Here is a 12,193-nt window from a genome sequence, read left to right on the forward strand (position 1 = left end):
TAGAACGCTGTCCACGTACAGGCAAGCTGCGACGATGACGAAGTCCACGGTAACAACCAAGGTCCATTAGACGCTTGATGCTCATAGATACTTCACGACGTAAATCACCTTCAACGGCGAATTTAGCGACTTCTGTACGAAGCGCTTCAATTTGTGTTTCATCCAGATCTTTAAGCTTAGTATTTTCAGCAATACCTGACTCAGCACAAATAATTTGTGAACGAGTTTTGCCAATGCCAAAAATAGCAGTTAATGCGATAACTGCATGCTTATGATCAGGAACGTTAATGCCAGCGATACGGGCCACTATGCACTCCTTAAAAGTTAACGATTTATTTGCGAAAAGCCCGAAAGGATGCTCTACAAATAATGATTATAAAATGCGATTCAAACTCGAATCACTAGGATTTTGATATCCAAACTTTAGCCTTGGCGTTGTTTATGCTTTGGCTCTACGCAGATAACTCGCACCACACCGTGGCGTTTGATTACTTTGCAGTTACGACAGATCTTTTTAACGGATGCACGAACTTTCATTGCAACACTCCGGTTAGTAAATATTAGCCTTTTGAAGAGTTAACAAGCTTAAAGTAAACCTGTGTATCTAAAGGGTGGTGGAATATAGCAAATTCTATATAAATTTTCGAGTAATACTTGATTAAAAATGAATAAATAGCATGTCGATTTACAATTTAGAGATAAAAGAGACTCTCTTTTTAAAAGATATCGTTTGGAGGATAATAAATTTAGATTTTAAACTTGAAGAGCTAAATCATACAACAATGATTCACCTTTAATGCTATTTCTGAAATGGTATTAAGATAAGTGGTATTAAGATAAGTGGTAAAAATTTTAACTTGGTATTTTTGTGTGTGTGGGGTGTGGGGCGATATTTACTGACAGGTTATATTTGAAATATAACCTGTCAGTTGATCTACAAAGTGCGCTTTATATTTTAAAAGAGCCTACATGCTTATCTAACGTATCTGCTAGTTCGGTTAAGTTTCTGCTGGTGACTTCTAATGCCTGACTAGCGGTTGCACCTTCTACTATTGAGTTATTCACCGTATCCATATTCATGTTAATTTCATTAGATACACTTGATTGTTCCTCTGTTGCTGTGGCTACTTGAGTATTTAAATCTAATATTGCGATGACTTGATTTGATATTCTGACGAGTGCTTGTTGCGCTTCTTCAGTTGCTTTTGAGCCTTCATAGGTTAAGGATTTACTGATGCTCATTGCCTCTACTGCACTTTTAGCTTCAGTTTGCAGGTAGTCAATCATTTTCTGAATTTCACCCGTTGATTTAGCTGTTTTAGTTGCTAGGTTTCTTACTTCATCTGCTACTACTGCAAAACCTCTTCCGGCTTCACCGGCGCGCGCTGCTTCAATGGCTGCATTTAAAGCAAGCAGATTAGTTTGTTCTGAAATACTGTTAATAACTTCAAGAATTGATCCTATAGATTGAGTTCTATCGGCTAATGACGTAATCACTAATGAAGTATTGTTGATTTCTTCAGATAGGTTTTGGATGGTGCTCGTCGCTTCCTGTAGTATTTTATTACCTTCTTGCGTTTCTTTGTTTACATCTTGCGCTGCATCAGCCGCACCTGATGCATTTGAAGAAATTTCATTGATGGTCGCGATCATTTCGTTCATTGAGGTCACCACTAAGATAGATTGCTCACTTTGTTCTTCACCTCGTGTTAATGAACGTAAAGCTTGGTCTCGAACATCGGTCGCTGACAGACCTAATTGCACGCCTGTTTTTACAACTTGAGTCACTATTTCATTAATGTTGCTAGCAAAGGAATTGAAGGCGATCGAGATACGCGTGATTTCATCATTACCTTTAATAGGCAATCTTACGGTAAGGTCACCGTCACCTTTAGAGATATCTTCTAATGCAAGTTGTAACCCTGAAAGTGGTTTGAAAAGATGGTTCATTACCCCAATAAGAAGGCAGATACAGATAATAAATATCCCTGAGATTGCAACTAACTGAATCATTAATATGTCAGCAGCCGCTTTGCTGACTTCTGTAATTGGAATACCGATATCTACCGTTCCATAAAGCTCACCGTTGACATAGATAGGTGTCATGATGTCGTAAACCCACACTTTTTGTACGTCGGCATACCATTTAGAGTGTTGAGCAACACCTTGGCTAGCGCCTTTTACCGAATAACTGTCGTCGTAGACTTTATTAAGCTTTTCTCTGTCACTGTGTGCAATCGCTTTTACTTGTTTATTAATAACAATGGCATAGGAAATGTCAGGTCGATTTTTAAGTGAAGTGACCAAACTTTGCAAGTCGACCAATGGTTGTGATGATTTCTCCAGAATATATTCAACATTGGTAACCAGTAAAGAAGCTTGCTGCTGTGATTTTTTGAGAATTATTTTATCTATTTCTTGGTTAGAAATATAAGAGGTTGAAGCAATGCTAGTAATTGCCGCAATAACAAACATTGCAAATACTACTATTAGTATTGTTTTTTTCATTTTCTATTTCCTGAAGTTGTTAAATATTCCTTCTTAGATTCATATAATAAGTGAAGGAATTAGCCATAAAGTAGTATACAGACTATAAATATTATCGAGAAGTTATTACTATTTAAATTAACGATTATTACTCTAAATCTTATGTTGTAGTGTGTTCTTTTATTAACTGTTTTATTTCTTTGAATGAATAAAGAAAGTAGAAGAAAGTTAGGAGTAAGTTTAAAAATCTTAAAAATCTTAAAAATCTTAAAAATATTAAAGATTTAGCATCAGATTTTTACTTTAATGTTTGAACTTTAATATCTGAATTTTGATTTTGTATAGACATTAAGCTACTTAGATTTAGTGTGGATTTTAGTCAACATAATTATAAAGTTATTAATGACCGCACCCTATAGAAAGCGTTAATTAAATTAACCCCGTTTTATGGTTAAACGGATGGTGTTGTAAGTATTTTATTTAAATGTTTCTTGTCTGGATGTAATTAAGTTAATCTGTTGTTTATCAATAATATCTATCACTGAAGTGTTAGTACATACTTAAAGGAATAACAGATAATGCACGATAAGATTGCGAAAATATTAGCGCAGCTGAATGCTGTTTTATTAGGTAAAGAGCGACAGACTAAGTTGGCATTGGTGTGTTTATTAGCCGATGGTCACCTGTTGATTGAGGATTTACCGGGGATGGGCAAAACAACGTTAGCGGGTGCATTGGCTCGAACATTAGGGTTAGATTATCAACGCGTACAATTCACCAGTGATATGTTGCCTGCCGACATTTTAGGAGTGTCCATTTTTGATAAGCAATTGCAGCAATTCACCTTTCATCAAGGTCCTGTTTTTACACAAGTGTTATTAGCCGATGAAATAAACCGCGCTAGTCCTAAAACGCAAAGTGCGCTATTGGAAGCGATGGAAGAGCGTAAAATATCTATTGATAAACATACCTACCCGTTAAGCGACCCTTTTTTTGTTATTGCGACACAAAACCCACAGGATCAAGCAGGCACATTCCCATTGCCTGAGTCTCAGTTAGACCGTTTTATGATGCGTATCGAATTAGGTTTTCCTAGTAAGGACGCTGAGTTATTAATGTTAAAAGGGCAATATCAGCCACAATCAACGGAAGCCATTATTGACAGCCTGCAATTAAATGAAATGCAAGCCGCCGTACGAACAGTGCAAGCAAGTGATGCGGTATTACATTACCTGATCCGTTTAATTGAAGAGAGCCGTTACGGTGCTGAATACACCAATGCCTTGTCTCCTCGTTGCTCAAAAGTGTTGTTAAGTGCAGCTAAAGCGATGGCTTTTATTGAACAGCGTGATTACGTGACACCTGAAGATATTCAAGCGGTGTTTGCTGCTGTGACAGATCATCGATTAAACGGTGTGAATGGTTTTAAGAAAGGTGGTCAAGCGCTGAGCCAAACATTGTTAAGTAACGTTGATCCTCTGCAATAGTTTTTCACTTAATAACTATCACTTAACGGCTATAAGAGCTTCATTATCAGTCGTTGTTATAGGTAGAAGGTCTTATTACATGTGATGACTAAAGCGACTGCTAAAACGTATATTTATAAGCTAACAAAATAAGCTAACAAAAATACTAAAACAGTAAAAAAACATATCGGGTAGAGGTAACGGAATGACCGCAAAAAAAATCGTTAATAAGTTTAAAACTCTGATAAATCAACGCTTCGATCGTTGGCTTATTAAGCGTATTCCGGTGGTTGAGAGTATTACCTTAAATCGAGGTAATAGTTTTATTTTCCCATCTCGTTTTGGTCTTATGTTTTTAGCTACCTGTGTTATTTTGTTTTTGATTGGCACTAATTATCAAAATAATTTAATTCTATTCTTGGTGTACTTTTTACTGAGCTTTATGATCACGTGTTTACTGTTAAGTTATCAAAACCTATCAGGTCTTGTATTGATGGCAATCAACAGTGAAGATCAGTTTGCTAATGAAAGTTGTACATTCACACTACGTTTAACCTTGCCAAAAAATACCAAATCGAATCGCGCTCAACAAACGAGTTTTGCTTTTAAACAGGCTAGCTCAACTTTTCCCGCGAGCAACGCTCAACCCTCATCTGAACAACAAAATATAACCTTGTTTGCAAAAAGTGCGAAACGAGGTTGGTTTAAACCAGGAAGAGTGACGGTTCAATCTTATTATCCTTTTGGGTTGTTTAGAGTGTGGTCGCATATCGATTTCGGCTTCTCAAGTTTGTTGTACCCAACCCCCGTTGAGAATGCATTAAATAACGTGGTGTTAAGTGGTGAAGAAACAGATGCTGGCAATCAAGCAGCTAAAGTTGGTTTTGATACGTTTAGTACTTTAAAGCCATTTCAACAGGGTGAATCCTTAAAATCGATTGCATGGAAACAAGTCGCTCAAGGTAAAGGGACTTTTACTAAGTTGTTTGAGGAAGAGCGAGGCGGTGATGTGTTTTTATCGCTATCTGCTTTTAATGGCGTGCCCACTGAAGAGCGGTTATCCATGTTAGCTTATCAAGTGTTAACCTATGAACAGCAAGGCATTAGCTATGCATTAGATCTTGGAACAAGGGTTATTGACGTTGGCTCTGGTGCGGAACATCAACAATTATGTTTACGTGCCTTAGCATTATATGGAGATGAGCATGCCTGAGTTTCTAACACGTCAAAGTTTATCGTTAATTGTGTTTAGTTATGCATTAGTTATCGTGCTATTAGCGGATCAAGTCAATGCGGTATTAATCATTTTTGGTGTGCTGTGTGCTGCGTGGCGTATTGCACTTTTTACTGGACGCGTGACAGCATTAAATAAAATTATTACTAATAGTATCTCGGTCGTTTGTATCGCGATTATTGTGTTGATGGTTTATAAATTAGGTGTGCTAAATATATTAGTACATGTCATTTTATTAGGGTTCAGCCTTAAATTTCTGGAATTAAAATCTGTTCGAGATGTGCACTTTTTTGTGAATACCGGTTTAGTGCTCGTCGCGGTATTCCTTGTTTTTAACCATACTATATTGATGGCCAGTGCGGCTACGGTTGTGGCATGTTTACTGCTGATGATTTTACTATCAATCCACGGTGCGGCTTTAAACACAAAATCTCAACTTAAGATGCTGAGTAAGATATTAGTATTAAGTTTGCCGTTGGCGATTATTCTTTTTCTTGTGTTACCTCGTTTACCTTCTATGTGGCAAATGCCATTACAAAATAAAGCAACGACGGGGTTAACGGATAGTGTCAGCCCAGGCAGTATTGCTGAGTTAAGTCAATCTTCTGCATTAGCATTTAGGGCGAGTTTTAATGGTGAACCACCAAAGGGGCAAGCGCGTTATTGGCGAGTACTTACCTTAGACGAGTTTGATGGAAAAACATGGTCACAGAGTAGCAGCCTGAAAAGAGAAGAAAGAAGGGCTAGAAGAGGGCAACAGATTGAATACGAATTAATTGATAAACAAAGTAGTTATCAATTAATACTAGAACCTCATTATAAGCATTATGTGCCGAGTTTAGATTTTGCTTATTCAAGTAATGACAGTAGCTTGTTAAGTGACTTTAGCTTACGCAGTATCGATCCTGTTTATAAACGTCAAGCCTTTGAAATAGAGCAATATAAGCAAGTTGATGGTTTTGTTAATACCGCTAAATCATTACAAAAATATACGCAGTTACCGAATAAGATCGCAGCAATAGATAATCCTAAAACAAGAGAATGGATAGATAATAAGCTCGCTGCAGGTATTGATAAATATACGATATTAGAACAATTGTTAACGATGTTTAATAAAGGTGACTTTCGCTATACCTTAAAACCACCTTTATTGGGCGAACAACAAATTGATGATTTTCTCTTTTCATCACAAGCAGGGTTTTGTGTTCATTACGCCAGTACTTATTTGTATGTGGCTAGGGTGTTAGATGTACCTGCACGTATGGTCGCGGGGTATTTAGGGGGCGAATGGGATAACTCAAACGAGTTTTTGAGTGTACGTCAATATGATGCTCATGCTTGGGTTGAAATTTGGAAAGATAAGCAATGGGTGCGCGTTGACCCAACGGCTTATGTTTCACCAGAACGCGTTGAACAAGGTATATTGCAAAGCTTGGATGATCAAAGTGAGTTTTTATCAGGGCAATACTTGTCACTTCGTCATTGGCAAAATAACCAATTATTCAATCAACTTGCTAACTTTCTTGATAGAGCTGATTACTTTTGGGCGGTTTGGGTTATAAATTACGATAATCAAAAACAACTTGAAATACTGAAGCGTTTATTGAGTAATATTCCTTGGCTAAATTTATCAATGTTGATTCTACTATTGTTATTTTTAGGCGCTACGATCACCGCATTATGGATATTTAAACCGTGGCAAGCTGAAAAGTTATCTATTGAAGATCGTTTGTTTAATAAGTTGTATGAGAAAGTAACTGAAAAATATTTAACAAGAAGCAAAGGACAGACTGTTGCGGATTATTGTAAAACGTTAGGCGAGCTTAAGGTTAATGCGCAGTCTTCATTGCTAAAGTTTGCTACGTTGTATAACCAAATAAAATATCAGGCCAGTTTAACATCATCGCAAAAAAGCCTATTGATTGCAGAGCTTGTCGTGTTGAGGAAAGCGATTAGTAAGCAATGTAAGCGTTAATGTTTATACTCAAAAACGGATTAACCTCGAAGGGAAAATAGGGGATAAGTTAAAAAACAGCTTAGCCTCGAAAGGTAGATGTTTTGACTTTGGGCCGCATGCTTCAGCCTGCTTGTTTTGTTTTTGTGTTCTCATTATACTTTTAAAGGTTTTTCTTTGTGCTCTTCGTGTAGCGCAGCGCTTCGTGGTTGATTCAGATTTTTAAAGTCAAAAGCAGATTAACCACAAAGGTAGATATTTTGACTTTGGGGCGCATGCTTCAGCCTGCTTGTTTTGCTTTTTGTGTTCTCATTACACTTTTAAAGGTTTTTCTTCGTGCTCTTCGTGTAGCGCAGCGCTTCGTGGTTGATTAAGATTTTTAAAGTCAAAAGCAGATTAACCACAAAGGTAGATGTTTTGACTTTGGGGCGCATGCTTCAGCCTGCTTGTTTTGCTTTTTGTGTTCTCATTATACTTTTAAAGGTTTTTCTTCGTGCTCTTCGTGTAGCGCAGCGCTTCGTGGTTGATTAAGATTTTTAAAGTCAAAAGCAGATTAACCACAAAGGCACGAAGGGTAGAGAAGGTTAGGTCAAAAAATAATTATTGTTAAGACAGTATTGTGACATTGTTATAATATGCGCTTCTGCCGTTTCATGTTGTTATTGGCTTTGCTTATTAGGAGTTGTTGTGGAAGTTACTTTATTATTGTTACAGCAGCTTAGTGTGTATTTGGTGATTACTTATTTATTGAGTAAAACACCACTGTTTATGCCGCTTATTTTTATCTCCGGACGTAACTCTCACCGTATAGCTTGCTATATTCTCTTTAGCTCTTTTTGTATTTTAGGGACTTATTTTAGCCTTTCTATTGAAAATGCATTAGCCAATACTCGTGCGATTGGCGCGGTGATGGGCGGCTTACTGGGTGGGCCTTTAGTTGGGTTAGCAGTTGGTTTAACCGGTGGAATACATCGTTATTCGATGGGCGGATTTACTGATGTTGCTTGTATGATCTCAACGACAACTGAAGGCTTGATTGGCGGTTTACTTCACCTTTATTATCTTCGTAAAGGGCGAATCGAACAGATCTTTAGACCGATGATTGCCTTAGGGATTACGTTGTTTGCTGAAATAGTACAAATGCTGATCATCCTAGCCGTCGCAGAACCTTTTGATCAAGCGTGGTTATTAGTACAATCCATTGCACTGCCCATGATTATTGCTAACTCCCTTGGTGCTGCTTTGTTCATGAGTATTATCCAAGATAAAAAAGCTATTTTTGAAAAAAACTATAATGCCTTTTCAACGACCGCTTTACGCATTGCGCAACGTGCCGTCGGTGTATTCAAACATGGCTTTAATGCTAAAAGTTGTCAAAAAATTGCTGATATTATTTATCAAGAAACTGCGGTGGGTGCGGTTTCTATCACTGATAAAGAGAAAATATTAGCTTTTGTAGGTGTCGGTCAAGATCATCATTTATGCGGCACAGTGATTTCATCTGCTTATACATTACAAGCCATTGAACAGGGCGAAATAATGTATGTTGATGGGTATTCAACAAGTTATCAATGTTCATTAAATGACGGTTGTAAGCTAGGTTCTGTCCTCGTTATTCCTTTATTAGAAGCTGATGGACGTGTTTTTGGAACAGTTAAATTGTATGAGCCGAAGCAAAAGCTGTTTTCTACATTAAACCGTAGTTTAGGCGAAGGTTTAGCTAAACTGATTTCTAATCAAATTCTATTAGGACGTTACATACAGCAGAAGAATCTCATTAATCAATCTGAGATTCGTTTATTACAAGCGCAAGTGAACCCACACTTTTTATTTAATACACTGAATACGATTAGTGCGGTAACACGTAAAGATCCACAAAAAGCGCGTGAATTGATTCAACATTTATCGCATTTTTTTAGAAGTAACCTAAAACAGAATATTGAGCAGGTTACGGTGAGGGAAGAGTTGGAGCACGTTCACTCTTACCTTGAGATAGAGTTAGCTCGTTTTGCTGATCGTTTAACGGTAACAGAAGAAATCGATGAGCGTTTGTTATCGCTTAAAATTCCAACCTTTACGCTGCAGCCATTGATTGAGAATGCTATAAAACATGGTACTTCTACCTTAATCGGACAGGGTAAGTTAACGATTAAAGGCTACTTTTTAGAACAAAGTAAAGAAACCTTAGTGGTGTTGGAAGTGATTGATAATGCTGGTAACTATCGTGAGCCGAGTAGCAGTACGGGGTTAGGTTTACAGATTGTTGATAAACGTATAAAAAACCAATATGGACAACAATACGGTTTAGTGATGACCTGTGAAGCCAATCAATACTGTAAAGCAACCATTACTTTACCTCTACACAGCCGACAGGAAGCATGATGTTAAAAGCAATTGTTATTGATGATGAGTTATATGCGCGTGAAGAGCTTAATGAGTTATTAGTTGAAAGCCAACAAGTTGAAGTCATTGCGCAATGTAGCAATGCGATTGAAGGTTTAAAAGCAATTAACAGTTTAAAGCCTGATGTTATCTTTTTAGATATTCATATGCCGCAAATTACAGGGTTAGAGTTACTGAGTATGTTAGATCCTGTGAGCATGCCTAAAGTGGTTTTTGTCACTGCTTATGATGAGTATGCTATTAAAGCCTTTGAAGATAATGCCTTTGATTATTTATTGAAGCCAGTTGAAAGTTCTCGTTTACATAAAACGTTACAACGCATCAAGTTGATTAATGAACAGAAATTAGATCAACCAAATTATTCTCCAATTACCTGTCAAAAATTAGAATTAATCCCGTGTTCTGGCTTTAATCGTATTTTGTTATTAGAGCCGAATAACATCGAAATTGCGATGTCGGAACAAACAGGTGTACATCTATTAACGGATAGTGACAAATTTACGGCAAGCTTATCACTTAAAGTATTAGAAGAAAAAACTGACCTCATACGTTGCCATCGTCAGTATTTAATTAATCCAACGTGTATTAGAGAAATTAAGTTATTAGACAATGGCTCTGCAGAAATAGTGACTAAGTCAAACCATCATGCGCCCGTTAGTCGTCGTTATTTAAAAGTGATTAAAGATCGTTTTGGCTTGTTATAAAGCGACTGATATTGGAAGTTTTTTGAAAGGGCTTTAAGTATTAATGTTGTTAATTCAGCTTGTTCAGTCGCCACAAAAGTCCTTTAAAACCAATGAAAATCTATATAGAAAAAGCTGTTTTAAAAAAGTTATGGCGATATTAACAAACTGTTAAAACCACTTAACAAATATATCGACCGTTTAAATGTGTATTTGACCACTCACGTAATCAACAACTGCTATTTTGAGTTGAAGGATTATAGTGCGACCATCAAATTAACTCATTTAAAAGGACTTGACCATGCTTTGGTTTCTATTTTGTTTAGCGTTGTTACTCGGTGGTTATTATATTTACGGCTCATTTGTTGAGAAAGTGTTTGGCATTAAGAAACAACGTCAAACGCCTGCTTACGAAAAAGAAGATGGCGTAGATTACGTTGCCATGTCGACGCCTAAAGTTTACCTAGTACAGCTACTGAATATTGCCGGTGTTGGTCCTATCTTTGGCCCTATCATGGGCGCGCTTTACGGTCCTGCTGCTATGCTATGGATTGTATTCGGTTGTATATTTGCTGGTGGTGTTCACGATTACTTCTCTGGCATGTTATCAGTACGTAACGGCGGGGCATCGGTTCCTTCTATTACGGGTAAATACTTAGGTAATAACGCGAAGCATTTCATGAATATCTTCGCGTTAGTTTTATTGCTGTTAGTTGGCGTGGTATTTGTATCCGCTCCAGCGGGTATGATTACGAACTTAGTTAACGAACAAACCGATATGAATGTGTCGTTGATGTCGATGGTTGCTATTATCTTCGCTTATTATGTTGTCGCAACGATAGTGCCTGTTGATAAAATCATTGGTCGTTTTTACCCATTCTTTGGCGCGTTGTTAATCTTTATGTCTGTGGGTTTAATCGCTGCAGTGGTTGTATCTAGTGAGCATACGCTATTAGGTGATTACGAATTAAGCCAAATGTTTGTTAATATGAATCCAAATGATCTTCCATTATGGCCAGCATTATTCATCACGATTGCCTGTGGTGCTATCTCTGGTTTCCACGCAACACAATCTCCTTTAATGGCGCGTTGTATTGAAAATGAAGAAAACGGTCGCTTTGTATTTTACGGTGCAATGATTGGTGAAGGTGCTATCGCACTTATCTGGTGTGCATTAGCGTTATCATTCTTTGGTTCGGTTGAAGCGTTGTCTGAAGTTGTTGCAACGGGCGGTCCTGGTGCAGTGGTATATGATGCATCGTTTGGTTTACTCGGTGTGTTCGGCGGTATTCTTGCTTTCCTAGGGGTGGTCATTTTACCTATTACTTCTGGCGATACGGCGTTCCGTTCAAGTCGTTTGATTCTTGCTGAATACTTTAATATGAATCAAAAAACAATGCGTAACCGTTTATTGATGGCATTACCATTATTCATTCTAGGTGGCATATTAACGCAGGTTGATTTCGGTATTATCTGGCGCTACTTTGGTTTTGCAAATCAAACAACAGCAGTAATGATGTTATGGACAGCAACAGCTTACTTAGCTCGTCATAATAAACTGCATTGGATTGCGACTGTACCAGCGATGTTTATGACAGCAGTTGTTATTACATTCATCTTAAATAATTCATCATTAGGTTTTGGTCTCGCGATGCAAACGTCAACGATTATCGGAATTTTAGCAACCGTTGTGATTACTGTTTATGTATTAACTAAATCTAAACGTGAACTATTTGTAAACGAAAAAGGTAATGCCGTTGATGATGATGGCATTGAAGTTGTAGCACAAGATAGTTAAAAGTGACTGTCTTACTTATGTGCTAAGCCCGTCTTTTAGACCAATGCCGTTCGGTTAAGAGATTTTAGGCTTATATCTTAACGGATATCTAGATGGAATATAGAGCACTGAACGTGAAAACGTTCGGTGTTTTCTTTTTTGGGTAAAATAAAATGCTTAACATCTTCT

At 37.4% G+C, this 12,193-nt stretch carries 9 protein-coding genes; 6 read left to right on the forward strand and 3 right to left on the reverse strand.

Annotation, left to right across the window (positions count from 1 at the left end; translation table 11 throughout):
- The 3 genes from rpsM to SP041_RS20250 form a co-directional block, all read right to left on the reverse strand.
- Nucleotides 1-307, reverse strand: a 307-nt coding sequence (rpsM, locus tag SP041_RS20240; protein ID WP_137297752.1) for a 30S ribosomal protein S13, incomplete at its 3' end; no start/stop codon positions are given.
- A gap of 116 nt (nt 308-423) precedes the next feature.
- On the reverse strand, nt 424-537 hold the full coding sequence (rpmJ, locus tag SP041_RS20245) for a 50S ribosomal protein L36 (protein ID WP_011770886.1): 114 nt from the start codon (nt 535-537) through the stop codon (nt 424-426).
- Between the two features lie 411 nt (nt 538-948).
- Nucleotides 949-2,508: a methyl-accepting chemotaxis protein gene (locus SP041_RS20250; RefSeq protein WP_025566165.1), complete on the reverse strand. Its 1,560-nt coding sequence runs from the start codon at nt 2,506-2,508 to the stop codon at nt 949-951.
- 557 nt (nt 2,509-3,065) lie between these two features.
- Between SP041_RS20250 and SP041_RS20255 the strand changes: the two genes are divergently transcribed.
- The 6 genes from SP041_RS20255 to SP041_RS20280 all read left to right on the forward strand — a co-directional run bounded on the left by SP041_RS20255 (nt 3,066) and on the right by SP041_RS20280 (nt 12,025).
- Nucleotides 3,066-3,974 (forward strand): MoxR family ATPase, encoded by a 909-nt coding sequence (locus SP041_RS20255; RefSeq protein ID WP_025566166.1) that lies wholly within the window; start codon nt 3,066-3,068, stop codon nt 3,972-3,974.
- Between the two features lie 184 nt (nt 3,975-4,158).
- Entirely contained in the window at nt 4,159-5,166 is a 1,008-nt protein-coding gene (locus SP041_RS20260; RefSeq protein ID WP_025566167.1) for a DUF58 domain-containing protein, read from the forward strand.
- Nucleotides 5,159-7,162, forward strand: coding sequence for a DUF3488 and transglutaminase-like domain-containing protein (locus SP041_RS20265; protein ID WP_025566168.1), 2,004 nt, complete (start codon nt 5,159-5,161; stop codon nt 7,160-7,162). The genes SP041_RS20260 and SP041_RS20265 overlap by 8 nt, the downstream gene beginning before the upstream one ends.
- A gap of 666 nt (nt 7,163-7,828) precedes the next feature.
- On the forward strand, nt 7,829-9,523 hold the full coding sequence (locus tag SP041_RS20270) for a sensor histidine kinase (RefSeq protein ID WP_025564713.1): 1,695 nt from the start codon (nt 7,829-7,831) through the stop codon (nt 9,521-9,523).
- Nucleotides 9,523-10,248, forward strand: a complete 726-nt coding sequence (gene btsR, locus SP041_RS20275) for a two-component system response regulator BtsR (RefSeq protein ID WP_025564712.1) — start codon at nt 9,523-9,525, stop codon at nt 10,246-10,248. The genes SP041_RS20270 and btsR overlap by 1 nt, the downstream gene beginning before the upstream one ends.
- A gap of 280 nt (nt 10,249-10,528) precedes the next feature.
- Entirely contained in the window at nt 10,529-12,025 is a 1,497-nt protein-coding gene (locus tag SP041_RS20280) for a carbon starvation protein A (RefSeq protein ID WP_025564711.1), read from the forward strand.
- Nucleotides 12,026-12,193 lie beyond the last annotated feature (168 nt).

Source organism: Psychromonas sp. SP041 (assembly GCF_000470315.2).
GTDB lineage: Bacteria > Pseudomonadota > Gammaproteobacteria > Enterobacterales > Psychromonadaceae > Psychromonas.

What these genes read in the sequence shown, in the direction of transcription:
- rpmJ (WP_011770886.1), bottom strand. Translation starts at nt 537, where the DNA reads ATGAAAGTTCGTGCATCCGTTAAAAAGATCTGTCGTAACTGCAAAGTA.
- SP041_RS20250 (WP_025566165.1), bottom strand. Translation starts at nt 2,508, where the DNA reads ATGAAAAAAACAATACTAATAGTAGTATTTGCAATGTTTGTTATTGCG.
- SP041_RS20255 (WP_025566166.1), top strand. Translation starts at nt 3,066, where the DNA reads ATGCACGATAAGATTGCGAAAATATTAGCGCAGCTGAATGCTGTTTTA.
- SP041_RS20260 (WP_025566167.1), top strand. Translation starts at nt 4,159, where the DNA reads ATGACCGCAAAAAAAATCGTTAATAAGTTTAAAACTCTGATAAATCAA.
- SP041_RS20265 (WP_025566168.1), top strand. Translation starts at nt 5,159, where the DNA reads ATGCCTGAGTTTCTAACACGTCAAAGTTTATCGTTAATTGTGTTTAGT.
- btsR (WP_025564712.1), top strand. Translation starts at nt 9,523, where the DNA reads ATGTTAAAAGCAATTGTTATTGATGATGAGTTATATGCGCGTGAAGAG.
- SP041_RS20280 (WP_025564711.1), top strand. Translation starts at nt 10,529, where the DNA reads ATGCTTTGGTTTCTATTTTGTTTAGCGTTGTTACTCGGTGGTTATTAT.